Source organism: Petrimonas sulfuriphila, from assembly GCA_038561985.1.
Taxonomy (GTDB): domain Bacteria; phylum Bacteroidota; class Bacteroidia; order Bacteroidales; family Dysgonomonadaceae; genus Petrimonas; species Petrimonas sulfuriphila.
In genome coordinates this window covers 1,932,273-1,952,583 of sequence record CP073276.1, presented here as the reverse complement: position 1 = coordinate 1,952,583, position 20,311 = coordinate 1,932,273, and the positions used below count along the sequence as shown (strand labels likewise).

Annotated in this window: 21 protein-coding genes; 9 read left to right on the top strand and 12 right to left on the bottom strand. The window is 43.7% G+C overall.

Annotated features, from left to right (window positions below):
* Window positions 1-102 precede the first annotated feature (102 nt).
* The 12 genes from KCV26_08075 to KCV26_08020 all read right to left on the bottom strand — a co-directional run bounded on the left by KCV26_08075 (window position 103) and on the right by KCV26_08020 (window position 11,167).
* Window positions 103-936: an MBL fold metallo-hydrolase gene (locus KCV26_08075; GenBank protein WZX35303.1), complete on the bottom strand. Its 834-nt coding sequence runs from the start codon at window positions 934-936 to the stop codon at window positions 103-105.
* Window positions 933-1,349: a DUF134 domain-containing protein gene (locus KCV26_08070; protein ID WZX35302.1), complete on the bottom strand. Its 417-nt coding sequence runs from the start codon at window positions 1,347-1,349 to the stop codon at window positions 933-935. The genes KCV26_08075 and KCV26_08070 overlap by 4 nt, the downstream gene beginning before the upstream one ends.
* Before the next feature lie 14 nt (window positions 1,350-1,363).
* Window positions 1,364-1,549 (bottom strand): DUF5320 domain-containing protein, encoded by a 186-nt coding sequence (locus KCV26_08065; protein ID WZX35301.1) that lies wholly within the window; start codon window positions 1,547-1,549, stop codon window positions 1,364-1,366.
* A 287-nt stretch (window positions 1,550-1,836) separates the two neighbouring features.
* The gene (locus KCV26_08060; GenBank protein ID WZX35300.1) at window positions 1,837-2,988 is read right to left on the bottom strand and encodes an OmpA family protein; all 1,152 of its coding nucleotides are present in this window, start codon (window positions 2,986-2,988) and stop codon (window positions 1,837-1,839) included.
* 274 nt (window positions 2,989-3,262) lie between these two features.
* Complete coding sequence (locus tag KCV26_08055; protein ID WZX35299.1) at window positions 3,263-4,123, bottom strand: RNA polymerase sigma factor RpoD/SigA; 861 nt, start codon at window positions 4,121-4,123, stop codon at window positions 3,263-3,265.
* Between the two features lie 206 nt (window positions 4,124-4,329).
* Complete coding sequence (locus KCV26_08050) at window positions 4,330-5,853, bottom strand: Do family serine endopeptidase (GenBank protein ID WZX35298.1); 1,524 nt, start codon at window positions 5,851-5,853, stop codon at window positions 4,330-4,332.
* 200 nt (window positions 5,854-6,053) lie between these two features.
* Window positions 6,054-7,229: a glycosyltransferase gene (locus KCV26_08045; GenBank protein ID WZX35297.1), complete on the bottom strand. Its 1,176-nt coding sequence runs from the start codon at window positions 7,227-7,229 to the stop codon at window positions 6,054-6,056.
* 2 nt (window positions 7,230-7,231) lie between these two features.
* A complete protein-coding gene (gene lysA / locus KCV26_08040; GenBank protein ID WZX35296.1) occupies window positions 7,232-8,389 on the bottom strand; it encodes a diaminopimelate decarboxylase in 1,158 nt (385 codons plus the stop codon).
* An 86-nt stretch (window positions 8,390-8,475) separates the two neighbouring features.
* Complete coding sequence (gene miaA / locus KCV26_08035) at window positions 8,476-9,390, bottom strand: tRNA (adenosine(37)-N6)-dimethylallyltransferase MiaA (protein ID WZX35295.1); 915 nt, start codon at window positions 9,388-9,390, stop codon at window positions 8,476-8,478.
* On the bottom strand, window positions 9,390-10,157 hold the full coding sequence (locus KCV26_08030) for a TPM domain-containing protein (GenBank protein ID WZX35294.1): 768 nt from the start codon (window positions 10,155-10,157) through the stop codon (window positions 9,390-9,392). Before KCV26_08030 ends, miaA begins: the two co-directional genes overlap by 1 nt.
* Window positions 10,147-10,572, bottom strand: coding sequence for a TPM domain-containing protein (locus tag KCV26_08025; protein WZX35293.1), 426 nt, complete (start codon window positions 10,570-10,572; stop codon window positions 10,147-10,149). Before KCV26_08025 ends, KCV26_08030 begins: the two co-directional genes overlap by 11 nt.
* A gap of 16 nt (window positions 10,573-10,588) precedes the next feature.
* Window positions 10,589-11,167, bottom strand: coding sequence for a LemA family protein (locus KCV26_08020; GenBank protein ID WZX35292.1), 579 nt, complete (start codon window positions 11,165-11,167; stop codon window positions 10,589-10,591).
* 358 nt (window positions 11,168-11,525) lie between these two features.
* Here KCV26_08020 and rimP point away from each other — a divergent pair, with 358 nt between their 5' ends.
* The 9 genes from rimP (at window position 11,526) to KCV26_07975 (ending at window position 20,275) form a co-directional block, all read left to right on the top strand.
* Window positions 11,526-11,990: a ribosome assembly cofactor RimP gene (gene rimP / locus KCV26_08015; protein ID WZX35291.1), complete on the top strand. Its 465-nt coding sequence runs from the start codon at window positions 11,526-11,528 to the stop codon at window positions 11,988-11,990.
* A gap of 83 nt (window positions 11,991-12,073) precedes the next feature.
* Entirely contained in the window at window positions 12,074-13,357 is a 1,284-nt protein-coding gene (gene nusA, locus KCV26_08010) for a transcription termination/antitermination protein NusA (GenBank protein WZX35290.1), read from the top strand.
* Between the two features lie 54 nt (window positions 13,358-13,411).
* Window positions 13,412-16,402, top strand: coding sequence for a translation initiation factor IF-2 (gene infB, locus KCV26_08005; protein ID WZX35289.1), 2,991 nt, complete (start codon window positions 13,412-13,414; stop codon window positions 16,400-16,402).
* A gap of 147 nt (window positions 16,403-16,549) precedes the next feature.
* Window positions 16,550-17,071, top strand: a complete 522-nt coding sequence (locus KCV26_08000; GenBank protein WZX35288.1) for an OmpH family outer membrane protein — start codon at window positions 16,550-16,552, stop codon at window positions 17,069-17,071.
* Window positions 17,072-17,094: 23 nt separating this feature from the next.
* Window positions 17,095-17,934 carry a glutamate racemase gene (gene murI / locus KCV26_07995; protein ID WZX38351.1) on the top strand — a complete coding sequence of 280 codons (840 nt, stop codon included), beginning with the start codon at window positions 17,095-17,097 and terminating at the stop codon, window positions 17,932-17,934.
* 3 nt (window positions 17,935-17,937) lie between these two features.
* Window positions 17,938-18,555: a CvpA family protein gene (locus tag KCV26_07990; GenBank protein WZX35287.1), complete on the top strand. Its 618-nt coding sequence runs from the start codon at window positions 17,938-17,940 to the stop codon at window positions 18,553-18,555.
* A gap of 12 nt (window positions 18,556-18,567) precedes the next feature.
* Entirely contained in the window at window positions 18,568-19,260 is a 693-nt protein-coding gene (locus KCV26_07985) for a phosphatidylserine decarboxylase family protein (protein ID WZX35286.1), read from the top strand.
* A complete protein-coding gene (gene pssA / locus KCV26_07980) occupies window positions 19,241-19,951 on the top strand; it encodes a CDP-diacylglycerol--serine O-phosphatidyltransferase (protein ID WZX35285.1) in 711 nt (236 codons plus the stop codon). The genes KCV26_07985 and pssA overlap by 20 nt, the downstream gene beginning before the upstream one ends.
* A 75-nt stretch (window positions 19,952-20,026) precedes the next feature.
* Window positions 20,027-20,275, top strand: a complete 249-nt coding sequence (locus KCV26_07975) for a hypothetical protein (GenBank protein WZX35284.1) — start codon at window positions 20,027-20,029, stop codon at window positions 20,273-20,275.
* The last annotated feature ends 36 nt before the right edge of the window (window positions 20,276-20,311 follow it).

The window sequence follows — 20,311 nt, the reverse complement described above, 5'->3', positions numbered from 1 at the left end:
TTCAGAAACCGTATAGATGGTGTAAAATTCACAATGCCCGAAATGCGCATCGATTTGATTGTTCTCTTTTGTAGGTAATGCAATTTTCATGCTTCAGTTTTTTTATTCAATTATTGTTGTGTATCCGGTGTAAAACCGGTTCAGTTGATTTCCCAATTTATTCCGGAGCCGTTCATAAACCTTTTCTCCAGTACAATGTCCTGTAATGAAGTTGGTCTCCGGATAATTCGTTTTAAGCGCTGAAGCAATTGAATCTATTTCATCCGGAGATTCATACAGCCGTCCTTTTTCACTATCGAGCAGATGAAAGCCGCCCATCAGTGTTCCCACTTTTTTCCCGGTGGACAACCTGACGGAATCCAGGATATTCAAGAGCCCCCTATGTGCGCAACCGCTATAGACAAACAGTTGCTCCGAACCAAAAGCAAAAATGATCTCATGGTCGAAATCGTCCGGAACAATTCCTTCTCCGGCATCCTTGTACAAGGCCTGATTTGCTTTGAGACGGGGATACTGACGGGAAGAGGCCATAGACAAGGTAAGCTCATGACTGAAAACAATTCCTGGCCCCACATTGACAAAACGGTCTTCATAAGGTGTAAGATCTACATCGAGGCTTATCCGGTGAAATCCGTTTCTTTCGGAGTAATAGATTTGACTCAACAGGTTTTCTGAGAGATAAACAGGCGCCGTTTGGTTAAACTCCAGGAAGGCAGGCAAACCACCGATATGATCCATATGCCCGTGAGAGATAAATACAAAATCTACTGCACGGATATCAATATTCATCTTTTCAGCGTTCCTTATAAATCGGTCAGAAGCACCCACATCTAGCAAACAGCTGAATTGCGCAGTTTCCAGATAGAGGGAAAGCCCGTGTTCCGGTTCCAGCGACCCACCCTCAGCCCGATTATCAGACAGCACTGCAATTTTCATTTCCCGTCTGCATTTATGGGCATCAACTCGTCGTTTCCATATATTTTGCAGTCCTTGCAACGAACATGATTCTCCCTCCCCCCGACCAACTTATAACAACGTCTACAGCGAAACCACTCCCTGTCGAACTGCACGTTGCCACCCTCAATATTGACCATGTTCCCTTCCACCAACGCCTGAGCAATGGTCTTGCGGGCCTGTTCGTAAATGCGCGTCAAGGTAGGCCGGGATACGTTCATCTGCTTCGCTGCCTGTTCCTGACGCAATCCTTCGTAATCCAGTAAACGGATGGCCTCATATTCATCATACAACAAAGTAACCTCTTTCAACATTTTTCGCGGGATACCAAACGGCTTAAATCCCTGCATCAGGGGAGGATTGGATATTTTTCGGTTTTGTTTGGGACGCGACATATTAATCTTCTTTTTTAAAATTGATTTCCTTCCTGGTGACGTTTTCTATTACCGTCTCCTCCGCCTGCCTTGCGGCGCTTCCCCATTCCAAGTCCCAACCCTTTCGCTTTTTCTTCAGGTGAAAGCGAACTACAATTACCTAATTTTCGTCCTGTTCCACAGCCTTGTCCGACAGGACCGCTACCGTCCATTTTTGGCATGACATCAGTTTTTTTTACGTGTTTTAAACTTACTTATCAAGTTTTTCAGCTCCTTATTTATAAATTTATCAGGTGTAAAGATAATAATAGTTTTGAACATATGCTCACCAAAAGATCTGTTCTTTAAAAAAATGAGAAATAAATATAAGAAATACAAAGTAGGGAGAGCGTTTTCATAAAGAAGAAAAGCCGGATGTCCGGCGTAAACCGGGTCCCGGCTCAGCATATTACAATAAAAAAAGCATCTCAAACGAGATGCTTTTTTTAGTATATCTTGGCTTTCTGAATTATTCAGCAAAGAAGATAGCTACGCGGTTCCAGTCGTTTTCTGCGTAAGGCTGTTCAGTATCACCTTTCCAGTCAACAGAGATGCGGCTGCTGTCAATTCCGTATTCCGAAGTCAATGCGTCAGCAACGGCTTTAGCACGTTTTTCAGAAAGAGCCAGGTTGTAAGCAGGTGTACCTGTTTGTCTGTCGGCGTAAGCAACGATCTTAACGGTTGCGTTAGGATTAGCTTTCAAGTATTCAGCAGTGTTGTAAACGCTAACTTGCTGGCCTTTATCAATCTTATAAGAGTCGATGCGGAAGAATACTACGTTAGGAACGTAAACACTTTCAGTAACTGCAGGAGCAACTTCAGGACAATCCGGGCAAGATTCCGGTCTTTTTCTGAGTTCTTCGTTTTCTGCGCGAAGTCTGTTGATCTGGCTGTTCAAATCGTTGATCAGGTTGTAATCCATCAACTCAGCAGGAGTGAAATCTTGTTTACCAAGGCCGAATTTGATTCCTGCGGTTCCGGTAAGCATGCTGTCGTAGTCGTAATCTCCGCTTGTTGGGCTTCCGTCAAAAGATTCCTGCATTACTCTCCATCCCAATTCGAGGAATAAAGCCACGCTTCTTGAAATCTGGAAGTTGTTGATCAAACCAACGTTGTAAGTAAGGGATTGATTTTGGAATTTTAATGTTTCACCGTTTGGATTCGGTTTCTTCCAATCTTCATCCAATCCATACATGTAACCAATACCAAGATAGGGAGCAAGGTTCCATACTCTATCAGCATTGTAACCACCCAAAGCATTGGTCATGCTCCACATTATATCAAGATGACCGCCCAACCAATTTTGTTCAGGTCCGAAAGGTACGTTAGCTACGTGTTTAATATGACCGCCGTCAATAACCAGACGGGTACCCCATACCGGAGAATTCCATCTTCCAACTTCAAGTTGTCCCATCCATCCTAAACGATCGCCGAAACTTGCATCTGCATCGTTCTCTGCTTTAGTAAGATAGAGGTTTGTTCCACCACCAAGACCAATATACCAATGGTCACTAGCTTTATCCTTCAGGTACACCGTACCGTTGGAAACGTTTTGTACTTCTTGTGCACTCATGCCGAATGCAAAAAGAGCCGTAATTAAAAGTAAACTAAACTTTTTCATAAATTTAAATTCTAATTAAAATTTGTTTTATTACAATAACTCGATAATTAATGTCTATAGTTAATACTGCTGAGTATGATCTATGTTTTATAACATTTGTATTTTTAAAATGTTCGCAAAAGAATAAAAAACTAATAAAATTAGCTTTTCTTAAGCGAAATCATCGCAAAGATAAATCTAATTTCCAAAACACAATCGTTTTTTTAAGGAAAAATGATAAAAATGACCTGATTTAGGGTATTTTTCCACATTTTTCATTATATAGATGGTTCTATCAGCCCAAATAGCTTTTTAACAGTTTACTCCTGGAATCCTGACGAAGCCTCCTTATGGCTTTTTCCTTTATCTGACGCACACGTTCGCGGGTAAGTTGAAATTTATCTCCAATCTCCTCCAGTGTCATCTCCTGACAACCTATGCCAAAAAACATCTTGATGATGTCGCTTTCACGGTCGGTAAGGGTGGCCAGAGCACGATCAATCTCTTTTTGCAACGATTCGTTAATCAGTGTCCTGTCTGCAATGGGCGCATCGTCGTTTACGAGGACATCCAGCAGACTATTGTCCTCACCCTCAACAAAAGGAGCGTCCATCGATATATGCCTTCCTGAAACCTTCAGCGAATCCGTCACCTTATCAACCGAAAGGTCAAGCTCCAAGGCCAGTTCTTCAGCAGAAGGACGCCGCTCGTTCTCCTGTTCAAATTTCTGGAAAGCCTTGCTGATTTTGTTCAAAGACCCCACCTGATTAAGCGGCAGACGAACGATTCTCGATTGCTCGGCCAACGCCTGCAGGATAGATTGACGGATCCACCACACCGCGTAACTGATGAATTTAAATCCCCGGGTTTCATCGAATTTCTCGGCAGCTTTTATCAACCCGAGGTTTCCCTCGTTAATCAGGTCGGGAAGGCTAAGCCCCTGGTTTTGGTATTGTTTTGCCACAGACACGACAAACCGCAAATTAGCTCGGGTCAATTTTTCAAGAGCTTTCCTGTCACCTTTTTTAATTGCCTGAGCCAATTCCACTTCTTCCTCCACTGTTATCAGGTCTTCGCGGCCTATCTCCTGAAGGTATTTGTCCAAAGAAGCGCTTTCACGATTTGTGATCGATTTTGTAATCTTTAATTGTCTCATTTATTATATTTTATCCTTTCTACTTTTAAAACGGGGGTGCAAAGATACTGTTTTTTTTTGCAATAAGAGAATTTTAATCCATCTTTATATCCTTTGCTTTTAACAGCGAAGGATTTGGATACTCCAAACCCTTTGCTATACAAACACACTTCGGTATGTTTTTGTTACAAAAAAAACGGCCAATTAACCTAAATTAACACAACCTCCTATTTTAGGCCTTGCGATAAGTCTATCGCAATGTATTGAGTTCTTCCGTTCGGGTAAAAACCGGCAATCAATATAACTTTGTCCTGGCTGCTTCTGCTCACCGATGAAACAATTTTAGCAATTTCGTCTCCGCTGTTTACAGGGGTATTATTTACCCGCATGATTATAAATCCTTTGTTTATTCCTTCTTTCCTGAATAAACCGCTGTTATCCACGCTCGACACCTCGACACCGCTGTTAATCCCAAGCTGTTGTTTTCTGCTGTTGGGGATGTCGCTGAAAGTAGCACCCAACAAACTCATACTGTCCGAACTTCTTTGAATTTCCGTATTTCCGGCATCGTTTTTCAATTCAACAGTATACGAATGCTCTTTACCATTTCTGTCGACAGTTACCTTTACCTTGTCTCCGGGACGATACCTGCTCAACTGGTCCTGCAATCCTGCAAAATTACGAATTTGCACGTTGTTAATCGCTTTAATGATATCCCCTTTTTCCAGGCCAGCGGCTTTAGCAGCACTTCTGTCACCAAAATCTTCCACCAAAACTCCTACAATCCGGGAAAGTTCACTGGCTTTGTCAGGATCCTGGCGTCTGACCATTTCAATGTTCGGCACTTGTATTCCCAGCACGGCTCTCTGCACGGTTCCGAATTGCTTCAAGTCTGCCGCCACTTTCCCTGCAATAGAGATAGGTACGGCAAAAGCCAAGCCATTAAAATCACCCGATTGAGAGAAGATGGCTGTATTTATTCCCACCAATTCACCTCGGGTGTTGACCAATGCTCCCCCACTGTTACCTCTGTTTACGGCAGCATCAACCTGGATAAAAGATTGGATATTCAAATTTCCACCAACAATATTTCCCCTATTTTTAGCACTAACGATCCCTGCGGTTACAGTAGAAGTCAGGTTAAACGGATTTCCAACGGCAAGAACCCACTCTCCCACTTCTAAAGCGTCGGAATTTCCGAAAGTGAGATAAGGGAAATCATCCCCTTCTATTTTTATTAAGGCAATATCTGTCTGCGGATCCGCACCGATAACTTTGGCCGTCATCTCCCTGTTGTCGTTGAGAGAAACCGTTACTTCGGTTGCTCCTTCAACCACATGGTTATTGGTGATTATATATCCGTCCTTTGAAATAATAACCCCCGACCCGAATCCGATTTGTTCACGGGGTTGGGTATTTCTTTCTCCAAAACCGAAGAAAAAATCAAACGGATTCATATATTGCTGTTGGCTGACGGACTTCACCTTTACGTGGACAACTCCATTCACCGACTTGGCAGCGGCTTCTGTAAAATCTGGATACCCTTGCTGGGTAGTCAAATTAGCCAATCTCACGTTTTTGTCCTGATCAAAAGAATCAGCGTATTCACTTTGTCTGACACTCCCGGAAGAATTTAAAATTCCTTTCGAATTATTTTTCGTAACAGTATTGTACCCAAAAAGAGTAATTACCGAACTGAGTATAGCGACAATAACAATTGTCACAATGTTTCTTACGTTTCCAGTATTCATATTCTTATTTATTAAGTTTGAATTTTAACACTTACACAAATGTAGAAACAAAAAGCGTACAAGAGTTTAACTCAAAGATTCTTTTTTGACACTTTTAACTAAAAGAAGAATCGATTAACCCGCTTTAACCGTAAAAAAAACAATTTCAAAACTTTTAAATGTCAGATTGGCAGAAAATCGTCTGAAAGCCACAGCATCTCTTATTTTCTCAATCGGTTCCTTTTGTTGGCGTATTTCCTGAATTTGAAGTTATTGAAAGGTTGAAAAAGATCAAAAAAGAATAGGTTGACATGGTATTTTCCGGCATTAAAGAGCCGGCTGCTTTTACCGATTACGTATAACTGAACCACAAACCTGACAATCAGGAAAAAGACACTTAAAGCGATGAGCGGGTAATTACCAAAGACCATTCCGTACGTAATTCCTGAAACAACAGAGAGATAGAACAAGTATTTCGAAAATGTTTCGAAACCAAAAACTAAAGACGATACTCCTTTATAAAACTGTTTGGTGTACAAATACTTGGACTTCAAAGCCCTCCAGGTAAAAAAATTGTTCACTACATCACTTTGCGTCATGCTTTCCGGCGATACCACCACCCCTACACTCTTCTTCCCGGCTATCTTATTAATGAACAAGTCATCTTCACCCTCGTCGATGTTCAAAACCGACGAGAATCCTTTCTCCTCGAAGAATATTTCCTTTCTGTAAGCCAGGTTCCTGCCGATCCCCATAAATGGCTTTCCGAGAACAGCGAGCGACAAATACTTCAACCCGTGGATCAGGTTGTCGTAAAGTATGAACTGTCTCATTGCAACCTTCTTCCCAACCTGTAATTTACAAAACCCCAATACAATATCCCTACCTTTAGAGAATTCACGGCCAAACTCCCGGATCCAATGATCTGAAGCCGGCACACAGTAAGCTTCCGTAAACAATAAGATATCGTTTTTTGCCGCCTTGATCCCTAAGGTCAATGCAAGTTTCTTCCCGTTCACATCCTCTGCTTCAGCCGGCACATAGGTATGGTAAAGATGGGGGTATTTTTGATTAAGGCCTTTGAGCAATACATCCGTCTCATCCGTCGACCCCATGTTTACCACGATTACCTCAAAATCAGGATAATCCTGTTCCAGTATAGCCGGAAGGTATTTCTCCAAATTTTCAGATTCATTTTTTGAAGCAATAACCACCGAAACGGAAGGTAGATTTTCTGAAAGCGGCAGAGATTTGTTCCTTTTCTGTTCGTAAACATACGGTTTTCTGTAAACCAACAAATAGTAAACCAATTGAATACTAAAAAAAAGCAAAACAGCTCCCGAAATAATCCAAAAGGGAAGTGGAAAATTGAAATTAAAAATGTACGGTAAATCCATAATTACAACGAGTCAGAAAAATAAGACCGGGGCAATGCGCGGCAATTGTACATCGACGCCATCGTCTCTCCGTAAGCACCGGCAGAACGGATAGCGATAAAATCTCCCCGCCGGGATTGATTCAACAACACAGCCTCCCCAAAAACATCACTCGACTCACAAACGGGGCCGACAACATCGTAAGTTTCGTACTCTTTGTCTGAACTGATGTTTTCGATATGATGGAATGCCTGATAGAGGGCAGGGCGGATCAAATCGGACATTCCGGCATCCGTGATCAGAAACTTTTTGGTGGTACCCTCTTTCACGTATGTGGTCCTCGCGATAAGGGACCCACACGGTGCGACGAAAGATCGCCCCAACTCAAAATGAAGTGTTTGATTTTCCTGAAGTTTCAAGTACTTGGCAAACAATCTGAAATAAGCTTCAAAATCAGCAACAGGACAATGATTGGGATGATGGTAATTAATTCCCAAACCACCCCCTACGTTAAGAACTTCGAAAGAAATACCCCGCTGAGAAAACCAGTTCTGTAATTCAACGGCTTTCACACACAAATCCTCAAACGACGATAAATCCGTAATCTGCGAACCGATGTGAAAATGCATCCCGATCAACTTCAAATGCTTGCTTTTCTCGATCAAATCAATAGCCTTCGGTAAATCCGATTCGTTAAGCCCAAACTTATTTTCTTCCAGTCCGGTGGTGATATACCGGTGTGTGTGAGCATCCACATTCGGGTTGATTCGCAGCGCAACAGGAGCCACATTTCCTGTTTCAGAAGCCAGCCGATCGATGGCCTCCATTTCAGGCAATGACTCCACATTAAAGCAAAAAATACCATTATCCAACCCGATCTTGATCTCTTTGTCGGTTTTCCCTACTCCGGCAAAAGCTATTTTCGACGCGGGAAATCCGCAATCCAGGGCTTTAAGTATTTCGTTTCCGCTCACACAATCCGCTCCAAAACCATAAGACGCTATTTCGCGCAATATCCTCGGATTGGCGTTTGCTTTCAATGCGTAATGAACAATGTAATTCTTGCCTTCGACCTCCTTTTTTACCGCGTCAAGTGTTTGACGCAGCAAATCCATGTCGTAATAATAGAATGGCGTTTCCAAAGAATGAAATTTTTCGACGGGAAATTGACCTTTGATCATCGATTTTTATTTTATAGAATGTAAAAAATGGTGCCGGCAAAAATACATTTTTTTGCCGATATTTCGGGAATTTACACGGTTTAAATTCAGGAATTCCGGATAAGGACAAGCGCTTTTTCGATTTTTTCATCCACCGGCAGCAAAAAATCCAGCCAATGAATGGTAAAACCGCGCCTCTCCATACCACGGAACCAGGTCATCTGACGCTTGGCAAACTGATGAATGGCTATTTCGAGTTCCGAAAACATCTCCTCGAAATTAATTTTACCAGTTACGTACAGCGTTACAAACTTGTATTCAAGTCCGTAATAAATAAGATCATCGGGAGAAACACCCTTATTGAGCAGGGACTGTACCTCTGCAACCATTCCTTCATCCAACCTTTTTTTCAGGCGTGAAGATATTTTTTGCCTTCGGGATTCCCGGTCGATGTCCAGCCCGATGATAACACTCTCAACTGGAGGGTAATCAAGTTCCGAAGCCGGATGTTTACATTGGAAATCCGCAATTTCTATAGCGCGGATTGCCCGTTTTTTTGTGTCGGTATCGGTGGTATTGTGAAGCGGTTTGTATGAAGAGAGAATCCGCGTAAGTTCATCCAGCGATTTAGTTTCCAGCCTTTTCCTCAGGACGGCATTCTCGGGAACATCGGGCAGGCGGTACCCTTTCAGGACAGATTCAATATAAAGCCCGGTACCTCCGCACAGTATCGCTGTCTTGTTGCGCGATAAAACATCGCTGTAAACCTTATGGAAATCGTGCTGGTAATTGAACAACGTGTACTTGTCGCCCGCATCACGAATGTCGATAAGGTGGTAAGGGACCGGATTGTCTCCAATCCGGTAATCAGCCAAGTCTTTTCCCGTACCTATATCCATTCCGCGGTATACCTGACGCGAATCAGCACTGATAATTTCGCCGTCGAGCCGTGAGGCGAGATGAGCTGCAAACGTAGTTTTTCCACTGGCCGTAGGACCAAGAACGGTTATGAGTTTCTTCATCACCAGCTTCCTCCTGCTCCACCACCACCGAAACTTCCGCCGCCACCGCCACCAAAGCCACCGCCACCGAAGCCACCGCCCCAACCGGAACTTCGGCCTCCTGAAAACGGTGGAAAAAACAGAGGGCCTCCACCGGCCCTGTGATGTCCGTCACCGTCTATGTGCTGATCCCCACCCCGGGAGAAAAGAGAAAACAAGATAAAAACAACGACAAAAAGCAAAACAATTGCCCAAATAGGAACCCCTTCAGGTTTACCGGCATCTGCATCAAATTCCCCCGACAACCGGGCGATAATTGCATCAACTGCGGCGTTTACTCCTCCAAAATAGTCGTTCTCCTGAAAATAGGGAATCATGTTGTTGCGTACAATCCTACCGGCGAAAGCATCGTTGATGGAACCCTCCAGCCCATAACCGGTGGCAATAAACGCCTGCCCCCTGCTATCAGCGGTTTTAGGTTTTATGAGGATCAGCAACCCGTTATCTTTACCCTTTTGCCCGATACCCCACTTTTCACCCAGTACAAATGCGTAATCCGATGCCGGGTATCCGCCCAGATCGTTCACAGCCACCACGTAAATCTGAGTGGATGTAGAATCGTTGTATGCTAGTAACCGCTGTTCCAACGCCTGTTTTTCGGCAGCAGAAAAAATGTTGGCAAAATCATTTACCAGGCGGTACGGATAAATCGGATCAGGAACATCCTGTGCCGAAATTCCCAAGGACAGTAAAAAAAACAATACAATAAAGGCAAGCCTACTCTTCATCCCATATAACATCGTCGCACAATTCATTTACATCGTTCTCCGAAACCGGATAACGGGAATTTACCAACTCTCCAACTTTACCCACACCCCGACAGATCCCCTCGCAAATACGTCCGTTTTTAAAAAAAGAAAACATCTCTTCAAGCACCGAATCCCAGAAGCCTTCCTGAGCTGCCTCATCTATTCCTGAGTCACCTACAACGGCAGCCTTGTGATTGTAGGGGGCTACATAAATCAACACCGAATTACGCAATGCGGTAGTATCCATTTTTAGCTGTTTGAACTTCTTGTAAGCGGCATCCAGGGGATTCTCCTTACATTTTTTCGCAATGCAGACTCTAATCTCTGCAGAAGTCCTGCCCTCTGCGGCCCGAATGGATTCAACCACCCTGTTTAATTCTTCCGGAGTTAACATAATCGGGGCAAGGCGTTTAAAACTGAACCTGGGGAGCCGTTTCCGCTCCGGGAGAAGACTGGAAATAACCTTTTGGCTTGAAACCAAACCATCCGGCATAAATAACACGCGGGAACTGACGGATATAAGCATTAAAATCCTGAGCCGTTTGATTAAACTTGTTTCTCTCCACCGAGATGCGGTTTTCGGTACCTGCCAATTCGTCCTGAAGAGCCAAAAAGTTTTGATTTGCCTTCAGTTCGGGATAATTTTCCTGAATAAGTAGCAATCGTCCGATAGCAGAACCTAGCTGGCTTTGAGCTTGCTGGTACTGCTGAATACTTTCTTCGGTCAAACTTTCTGGATCAACTGTCATCTGCGTTGCTTTAGCGCGGGCTTCCGTTACTTGTGTAAAAGTTTCCTGCTCGTGCTCGGCATACCCTTTAACAGTTGCCACCAGGTTGGGGATTAGATCGGCACGGCGCTGATATGCGTTCTCCACATTTGCCCATTGTGAATTAACGCCTTCCTGTTTGCTTACCATCGTATTGTAACCACAACTCGAAAGAGCAACTCCCATAACGGCTAATACTAAAATGTACGTTAAATACTTCATCGTTTGTAATTTATTTTAGTTCTGTTTATATCTTCCAGGAGACCTGGCGCATTAACACTCCTAAATTCCCTCAAAAACCGCGCCAATTTTCCAGGCCGCCTGCATCCCTTTTAACCGTCCTTATGCTGGCAGGTTTTATCTTTTTAGAAGTTTTTTAAATCTTTTAATTAACGTTTAACTATCCGTTTTTGTTTTATTTCTCACACAACATCTACATATGAGCGTCTTTGAATTAATCCGATCGACAACAGAAAAAAACCCAAACATTTTGTCAATCCATTAGAAAATAATATCTTTGTACCGGTAAATGACGAGGGGAGCACTGGAATGCTCCTTTTTTGTTTGTTTGCATGTGCACATGATGGAGAAAAACGAGATAAAAGCAATGGCTGAAGAGTTTTTAAAAGACTCTTCCGACTACCTTGTCGATGTTATTGTTGCCGCCGGCGGCACGATAACCGTCGAAATCGATAACGATAACGGTGTTAACATAGACGACTGTGTAAAACTGAGCCGCTACCTCGAATCGAAACTCGACCGAGACGTTGAAGATTTCGAGTTGACAGTTACTTCTGCCGGATTGACATCTCCGTTTAAAACCCCTCGTCAATATAAAAAATACGAAGGAAAAGAGATTGAAGTGCTTACCCGGAAAGGTGAAAAACTCAAGGGAACCCTAAAATCCTCAACAGAGAAGAACTTCTCCGTTGAGGTCGCCAGAATGGTCAAGCCGGAAGGAGCAAAGCGAAAAACTGAGATAAAAGAAGAACTGATCTTCCCTTACGACGAAGTAAAATACACAAAATACATCATTAAGTTTTAGCGACTGTTTCTTACAACAAAAAAAAGTTAGAAATCAGAAGCAGGAATAAAAAACTCGAAACCCAAAACAAAAAATTATAGAATATGGGCAAAAAGAAGGAAACAATCAGCCTGATAGATACATTTTCAGAATTCAACGAACTGAAGAATATTGACAAAGCCACCATGATAAGTGTGCTAGAAGAGTCGTTCAGAAGCGTGATTGCCAAATCGGTGGGTACGGATGAAAATTTTGACATCATCATCAATCCCGACAAGGGAGACCTGGAGATATGGCGCAACCGGGTTATCGTTGAAGACAACGAGCTCCAGAATCCCAACATGGAAATCAGCCTGACCGAAGCGCACAAAATCGATGAAGATTTTGAAGTGGGTGAAGAGGTTACCGACGAACTTCAACTGGAAGACTTTGGCCGAAGAACCATATTAAATCTTCGTCAAACCCTGGCTTCAAAAATCCTTGAACTCGAAAAAGACAATCTTTACAACAAATACAAAGAAAAGGTAGGAGAGATCGTATCGGGTGAAGTTTATCAGGTCTGGAAAAAAGAACTACTCCTTCTCGACGACGAGCATAACGAACTTATTCTGCCCAAAACCGAACAGATCCCCAGCGATTTTTTCCGTAAGGGAGAACATGTTCGCGCTATAGTTGCCCGGGTTGAAAATAAGAATAACAACCCGAAGATTATCCTTTCGCGTACATCGCCCATATTTCTCGAAAGATTGTTCGAAATGGAAATTCCTGAGATTAACGACGGACTTATCACCATCAAAGGTATTGCCCGTATCCCGGGAGAACGGGCCAAAGTGGCTGTTGAGGCCTACGACGACCGCATTGATCCGGTTGGAGCCTGTGTGGGGATGAAAGGGTTCCGTATTCACGGAATTGTACGTGAGCTTCGCAACGAGAATATTGATGTTATCAACTATACGAACAACACCAATCTGTTTATTCAGCGAGCACTTAGCCCTGCAAAGATCAACTCTATCTCCGTTAAGGAAGAAGAACGCCGTGCCGAGGTATTTCTCTATCCCGATGAAGTTTCACTGGCAATCGGTAAAGGCGGGGCAAATATTAAACTGGCATCTATGCTGACAGGATATAACATAGAAGTTTTCAGGGAAATCGATGATTTCGACGAAGAGGATATCTACCTGGACGAATTCCGCGATGAAATTGACGGATGGGTAATCGATCAGCTCAAACGAATCGGTTGCTCAACGGCCAAAAACGTGTTGGCAATGCCGCGTGAAAGGCTCATCAAGGAAGCCGACCTGGAAGAGAACACCGTGGACGAGGTATTGAAGATTCTTCGTTACGAATTTGAAGATGAAGATACTACCGACGAAGAGCCGGAGATTTAAGACTGTTAAACTGTTCACAAAACCAATAAATTAAGAAAGGACAAACTCAACTATATGGCTGAAAGATTAAGTAAAGTTGCTAGGAATTTAAATGTAGGGATCAACACGTTGGTTGAATTTTTGCACAAGAAAGGAATTACTGTTGAAGCAAATCCTAATACAAAGATTGAGGAAGAACAGTATAATTTGTTGGTGGCCGAATTCAGCAAAGACAAGAAAATTAAAAAAGAGGCCATTGAAAATCTCGAAAGGATGCACCGGAAGGATGATAAACGGGAAACAATTGCCATCGAAGGGTACGAAATAGAGGAAAAACCCAAGAAGAAAATAGAAAAAGAGACCATAAAAGCTGAAATCCCGGATGACTTGAAACCAAAATTCAACGTCGTAGGAAGCATCGATTTAGACGAGCACAAGAAACTGAAAAAAGAAACCGAAGCTAAACAAGAAGAAGAAGTTGAGGTTGAAGTTGAAGTTGAAGTTGAGGTTGAAGTTGAGGTAAAAGAAGTAAAACCGGAAGAGCCTGTACAAAAAGTTGAAGAGGTTGAAACAGTTACACCGAAACCGGTGGAGCCGAAGGAAATTGAAGTCCCCCACGATGAAGCACCTGTTGTAACGGAGGCCCCTTCATCTGAAGCCGAAGAAACCCCGGAAGAAGTGGTGAATGAAACGGCAAATAAGGAACGGGAAGACTACTCCCCCCAGGAACAAGAGACAGAAGCAGAAGAAGATATAACTCTGCACGAGAAGGAGAAGGGCCCGGACGAAATATTTCGGATACGTAAAGAACTGAAAGAACCCAATATCGTGGTGAAAGGCTCCATCGATCTGGAATCTATAAACGACAGGACCCGTCCACCCCGGAAATCAAGGGCACAACGCAAGAAAGAACGCCTGGAGCGTGAAAAAGAGCAAAATGCCAAGAAAGCGAAAGAAGAAGCCGTAAAAAGCCTGAAAAAAGAATCGATCGAAGAAAAAGAAAAGAAGAAAGGGGCGGTAATCAATACAGCGGAGGAAGACAGTAAAAAGAAAAAACGCAAACGCATAGATAAAGGCAAAGTCAATATAGAAAAAGCCGGAGCTCACGGAGAAAGCACCCGTCGGGATAAAAAAGTTCTCCGAAAACCGATAAAAGCCGAAGTAAGCGAAGAAGACGTTCAAAAACAAATAAAGGAAACACTTGCCCGGTTGACCGAAAAACGCGGGGGAAAAGGCGGAGCAAGGTATCGCCGCGAAAAACGGGAGGCCGTTTCTCAGCGACAACGCGAAGAAATCAAACAACAGGAACGCGAAAGCAAGATATTGCAGCTTACCGAGTTTGTTACGGCAAATGACCTGGCAAACATGATGGATGTCCCCGTTACCAGCGTTATCGCTACCTGCATGAACCTGGGCGTTATGGTGGCTATCAACCAACGCCTGGATGCAGAAACAATCAATATTGTTGCCGATGAATTCGGCTACAAAACCAAATTCGTGAGCGCTGACGTTATCGAAGCCATAGCTGAAGAAGAGGATAATCTCGAAGATTTGCTACCACGCCCGCCAATCGTTACCGTTATGGGACATGTTGACCACGGCAAGACATCCCTGCTCGACAGCATCCGCAACACCAACGTTATTGAAGGGGAAGCCGGAGGAATCACCCAGCATATTGGCGCGTACAACGTGAAACTGCCTGACGGCAGAAAAATCACGTTCCTGGATACTCCCGGCCACGAGGCATTTACCGCTATGCGTGCCCGCGGGGCTAAAGTAACGGACGTAGCTATCATCATTGTAGCTGCCGACGACAATGTGATGCCCCAAACCGTTGAGGCCATTAACCACGCCGGGGCCGCAGGTGTCCCCATTGTTTTTGCCATCAATAAAGTGGATAAGCCGGGAGCAAATCCTGAAAAAATAAAAGAGCGACTGGCTGAGATGAATTACCTGGTAGAAGATTGGGGCGGAAAATACCAGTCACAAGACATCTCTGCCAAAAAAGGAACAGGCATCAACGAATTGCTCGAAAAAGTGCTGCTCGAAGCAGACTTGTTGGAACTTAAAGCAAACCCCAACCGGAAAGCATCGGGCTCCATTGTGGAATCGTCACTCGACAAAGGCCGGGGCTACGTGGCAACTGTCTTGGTTGAAAACGGAACGCTCAAGCAAGGCGATGTGTTATTGGCCGGATCATACTACGGACGCGTAAAAGCGATGTTCAACGAGCGGAACCAGAAAATCAACGAAGCAGGGCCGTCAGAGCCGGCGCTGGTGCTCGGGCTGAACGGCGCACCGCAGGCCGGAGATACGTTCAACGTCATGGAGAGCGACCAGGATGCGCGCAACGTTGCCGCACGCCGTGAACAGTTACAGCGCGAACAATCGCTGCGTACGCAGAAAATGCTTACCCTGGATGACATCGGCCGCAGGATAGCTATCGGAAACTTCCAGCAGCTGAACATCATTGTAAAAGGTGATGTGGACGGTTCGGTAGAAGCACTTTCAGATTCGCTCATCCGCTTGTCTACCGAAGAAATTCAGGTTAACGTGATTCACAAAGCTGTAGGCCAAATCTCTGAATCGGACGTTACCCTCGCGGCAGCATCAGACGGAGTTATTATTGGATTCCAGGTCCGTCCTTCTTTGGGAGCAAGGCGTGAAGCGGAGAAACAAGGTATCGATATCCGTTTGTACTCCATTATCTACGACGCAATCGAAGAGGTCAAGGCCGCCATGGAAGGTATGCTTTCCCCCGATATTAAAGAAGAAATTACAGCAAACGTAGAGGTGCTTGATGTCTTTAAAATCACTAAAGTAGGTACTGTAGCCGGTTCAATGGTGCGGGACGGAAAAATAAAACGTACCCATAAAATTCGTCTTATTCGGGACGGAATTGTTATCTTTACCGGCGAATTGGATTCACTGAAACGATTCAAAGAAGATGTCAGGGAAGTTGCGTCCGGGTACGAATGCGGTATCAGTATCAAAAACTTCAACGACATAAAAGTGGGCGACATCATTGAATCTTACGAACAGATAGAAGTAAAAAAGACTTTATAACCAGTTGACATTGTAATTTTAATTCCTTTACTTAGCCGCATCCCGCCGGAAGCGGGGTGCGGCTAAAACACACAAGGAGGAAATTACAATTGCCAACTCAGGTTACGGTATAAAACAAAATTTATTTACATCTAAAATAGGATTATTATGAACAAAACAAAGTTGATAAGCTTGGGTGTTCTATTTTTAATACTGAGCGCCACCCTTTCGGCCCAAAATCCACAGGTAGCGGTTGCTTATGTGAATACAACCGATCTTCTGAGTGCTTTCCCGGCAAAGGAAGAAGCCACACAAAAACTCGTAGCATTGAGTGAAAACTATAAAAAAGAACTCGAGCTGATGCAAAACGAATACAACAAAAAATATTCAGATTACATCACCTATCAGGGTTCATTGGCCGAAAACATCAAATTACGCAGGATGCAGGAGTTGACTGAACTGGAAAACAAGATGCAACAGTTTATGCAATTGGCTCAAAAAGACATCGAGCAGCAGGAAAAAGCTATGCTTGAACCGTTAAAGAAACAAATTTCCGATGCCATCCGTCAGGTAGGTGTCGAACATAATTTCACGGTTATCTACGACCTTGCCAATCCGGGAATTGCTTTTGTGAACCCGGTAGCAGTGGATGCCAATCCTTTGGTAAAGGCAAAACTGGGAATCAACTAAACTTATTATCGCCAAAAAGTGTGATAGCGGGTACTGAACAACAACAATCGCCTATCGGTATTTTTGATTCCGGGTATGGCGGGCTTACCGTATTGTCCGAAATCAAATCGTTACTTCCTCAATACGATTACATGTATCTGGGTGATAATGCCCGGGCACCCTATGGGAACCGCTCCTTCGAGATCGTGTATCAATTTACAAAAGATGCAGTAAAATGGTTCTTCGGGCAGAACTGCCACCTGGTTATTTTAGCCTGCAACACCGCATCGGCAAAAGCGTTGCGGACCATCCAACAGGTCGACTTACCCGCAATGGATCCATCGAGAAGGGTGCTGGGCGTCATTCGCCCTACGGTCGAATCCGTTGCCGGTTTCACAAAGACAGGCCATATCGGTGTGTTCGGGACATCAGGCACCATAAATTCCCAATCGTACGATATCGAAATTACCAAACTGCATCCCCACCTGAAAGTGACGGGTGAAGCCTGTCCCATATGGGTCCCACTGGTGGAAAACAATGAATTTGATAAACCCGGAGCCGATTATTTTGTAAAACAACACATCCACAACCTGCTCAAAAAGGATGATAAAATCGACACCATTATCCTGGGTTGCACACATTACCCACTCTTGATCACTAAAATAAAACAGTTTTTACCCCAGGGTATTCAAGTTATATCGCAAGGGAAATACGTGGCGGAAAGCCTGAAAGAGTACCTTCAACGTCACCCGGAAATGGAGAAAAGATGCTCCAAAGACGGCACAGTTAGATATTTCACGACCGACCTACCCGGGAAATTTGCAGATATGGCGTCCTTATTTCTGAAAGAGAACATTGAAGCTCAAAAAATAAACATCGATTGAATTATGTTAAACGGGTTTGATCTCATCATACTTATTTTTCTGCTTGTCGCATTCGTAAACGGATATAGGAAAGGGCTGGTTATGATGCTCGTTGGGTTGGCAACCGTCATTCTCGCTGCCGTTTTCGCCGGCAAGCTGGCTGTTACCGTTCTGCCTTACCTCCAAAAAACGTTCGATTTCTCTCCACAGGTTACCCATGTACTCTCCTACGTGGCTGCTTTCCTAGCCATAGCGGCTGTTGTCTCATTAATCGGTTTTCTCGTACAAAAAGTGTTCGAATCGGTAAACCTCAACTTTATCAACCGGATTCTCGGAGGTGTGGTTTCCATGGGGACAACCGTTGTTGTTCTAAGTATTCTGCTCAATCTTATTCTTATGCTCGACGGAGAAGAAAAAATCATTAAACCCAATATAAAACAGAAATCCTTTTTTTACGAAAAGGTCCGTGTTGCAGTACCTGCCATCGTTCCCTACCTGAATAAGGAAGTGTGGGAAGAATTTGTTCCGGAGAAATACAGAAAACAAATCGAGAACTCAGGCAGCATAAACTACGATACGGAAAACGGACAACCCATTGATTCCGCTTTTCAGAAAAAATATTTCGAAACCGATTCTATTTAAAAACCTTACATCATGCTAATTCACAAGGAAGGGAGAAAAACGCTGTTTGTCACAACCGTTATTTTGGTATTATTAAACGGATTTATGTTCCGTTTTTTCCCGGAAAGTCCCTTTTCTTTTATCCTGTTGTTTATTTCAGTAGTGGTTTTTGCCCTGATGATGAATTTCTTCAAAAAGCCGAGCCGCGTTTACGAAGGGGACTTGCTGGATTATGTGAATGCACCTACCGACGGGAAAATCGTAGTGATTGAAAAGATTTTTGAAAAAAAATACTTTAACGAAGAGCGGATACAAATTTCCATCTTTATGTCATTTTTTAATGCACACTCAAACTGGATACCCGTCACGGGAAAAGTAGTGCATTATTCACACGAAAAAGGTAATTTCCACGCAGCATACTTGCCTAAATCAAGTCACGAGAACGAGAGAAGCAACATCATCATTGAGACACCCGACGGGCACCGTGTACTTACCCGGCAAATCGCCGGTGCGGTGGCGCGTCGAATTGTCACCTACGTCAGGGAAGGCGAATATTATCATATCGGAGACCGCCTGGGTTTTATCAAACTGGGCTCCAGGATGGATGTCTTTCTGCCCATCGACAGCGAGATCCTGGTTCAAATAGGCGATGAGGTCAGAGCCAACGAAACACTGCTGGCACGGTTACCGCAAAGACTAAAAGGGGATGAAAAAACAAATTCCTAATATAATTACCTTGCTGAACCTGTTTTCAGGTTGTATTGCCATGGTCATGGCATTCAAGGGAAATTTCTCAGCGGTCGTCATGTGGGTCATACTGGCAGCCGCCTTCGATTTTTTCGACGGATGGACCGCACGGTCACTGGGGGTCTCTTCCAAGATCGGAGTAGAATTGGACTCCTTGGCCGACATAGTCAGTTTCGGGGTTGCACCTGCGTCTGCCGTCTTTATGCTGTTGGAGGACTTTACACTTTTCCCCTCTTTTCTTGCCCAACCGGAACCGATCATCCCCTACCTGGCTTTCCTGATCCCGGTTTTCTCGGCCTACAGGCTGGCAAAATTCAACATCGACGACCGCCAGACAACTTCATTTCTCGGCCTTCCTACACCCGCCAACGGATTATTTTGGATCAGTTACGTGTACGGTACGCATCAGGCGGCTGTCACCAACGGATTTTATTTCTACCTGACTGTAGTTTTTATTCTGGTTCTCTCAATACTGATGGTTTCCGAGATCCCCATGTTTTCACTCAAAATAAAAAGCTTGAAGATCAGAGGAAATGAGAGACAGCTATTGCTCGTTGTTGTGATAGTTGCGTTTGTTTTACTTTGGGGGATTACGGGGGTAGCTTGGGGAATTCTGGTGTACATTGTTATGTCAATTGCCACAATGAGAAAAAACAAACTCATTCGTTAATTTTTTAAAAGCGTTGAAATACATTTAATTATTCCTCTTATCTTTACACATATTTTTGAATTAAATGACTAGAACATGGGATTTTTAATTAAGGTCTTACTGGTATTTGCAGTTATTTACATGGTAATCAATTTTTTGGGGCGTGCCCTTTTCGGAACCAGACGAAAACCTCAAGCCAACCCCCACAGCCGTCATTCGCAACAACAACAGAATGAACCGGAAACACAGGAAGCACGGATCCTCGATTATCAGAAAAAAAGTTTTGAAACTACCGATGCCATTGATGTGGAGTTTGAAGAGATCAAACAGAAAGAGCGGAGGTAACATCCATTCTTGTTATATAGAGTACAGCCGTTTGAT

Excerpts from the sequence above, each read along its gene's own strand:
- KCV26_08050 (WZX35298.1), bottom strand. The coding sequence starts at position 5,853 with ATGAATACTGGAAACGTAAGAAACATTGTGACAATTGTTATTGTCGCT.
- KCV26_08060 (WZX35300.1), bottom strand. The coding sequence starts at position 2,988 with ATGAAAAAGTTTAGTTTACTTTTAATTACGGCTCTTTTTGCATTCGGC.
- lysA (WZX35296.1), bottom strand. The coding sequence starts at position 8,389 with ATGATCAAAGGTCAATTTCCCGTCGAAAAATTTCATTCTTTGGAAACG.
- KCV26_08045 (WZX35297.1), bottom strand. The coding sequence starts at position 7,229 with ATGGATTTACCGTACATTTTTAATTTCAATTTTCCACTTCCCTTTTGG.
- KCV26_08030 (WZX35294.1), bottom strand. The coding sequence starts at position 10,157 with ATGAAGAGTAGGCTTGCCTTTATTGTATTGTTTTTTTTACTGTCCTTG.
- KCV26_08065 (WZX35301.1), bottom strand. The coding sequence starts at position 1,549 with ATGCCAAAAATGGACGGTAGCGGTCCTGTCGGACAAGGCTGTGGAACA.
- KCV26_08025 (WZX35293.1), bottom strand. The coding sequence starts at position 10,572 with ATGTTAACTCCGGAAGAATTAAACAGGGTGGTTGAATCCATTCGGGCC.
- infB (WZX35289.1), top strand. The coding sequence starts at position 13,412 with ATGGCTGAAAGATTAAGTAAAGTTGCTAGGAATTTAAATGTAGGGATC.
- KCV26_08075 (WZX35303.1), bottom strand. The coding sequence starts at position 936 with ATGAAAATTGCAGTGCTGTCTGATAATCGGGCTGAGGGTGGGTCGCTG.
- miaA (WZX35295.1), bottom strand. The coding sequence starts at position 9,390 with ATGAAGAAACTCATAACCGTTCTTGGTCCTACGGCCAGTGGAAAAACT.
- rimP (WZX35291.1), top strand. The coding sequence starts at position 11,526 with ATGATGGAGAAAAACGAGATAAAAGCAATGGCTGAAGAGTTTTTAAAA.
- KCV26_07975 (WZX35284.1), top strand. The coding sequence starts at position 20,027 with ATGGGATTTTTAATTAAGGTCTTACTGGTATTTGCAGTTATTTACATG.
- KCV26_07985 (WZX35286.1), top strand. The coding sequence starts at position 18,568 with ATGCTAATTCACAAGGAAGGGAGAAAAACGCTGTTTGTCACAACCGTT.
- KCV26_08070 (WZX35302.1), bottom strand. The coding sequence starts at position 1,349 with ATGTCGCGTCCCAAACAAAACCGAAAAATATCCAATCCTCCCCTGATG.
- KCV26_08020 (WZX35292.1), bottom strand. The coding sequence starts at position 11,167 with ATGAAGTATTTAACGTACATTTTAGTATTAGCCGTTATGGGAGTTGCT.
- pssA (WZX35285.1), top strand. The coding sequence starts at position 19,241 with ATGAAAAAACAAATTCCTAATATAATTACCTTGCTGAACCTGTTTTCA.
- nusA (WZX35290.1), top strand. The coding sequence starts at position 12,074 with ATGGGCAAAAAGAAGGAAACAATCAGCCTGATAGATACATTTTCAGAA.
- KCV26_08055 (WZX35299.1), bottom strand. The coding sequence starts at position 4,123 with ATGAGACAATTAAAGATTACAAAATCGATCACAAATCGTGAAAGCGCT.
- KCV26_08000 (WZX35288.1), top strand. The coding sequence starts at position 16,550 with ATGAACAAAACAAAGTTGATAAGCTTGGGTGTTCTATTTTTAATACTG.
- KCV26_07990 (WZX35287.1), top strand. The coding sequence starts at position 17,938 with ATGTTAAACGGGTTTGATCTCATCATACTTATTTTTCTGCTTGTCGCA.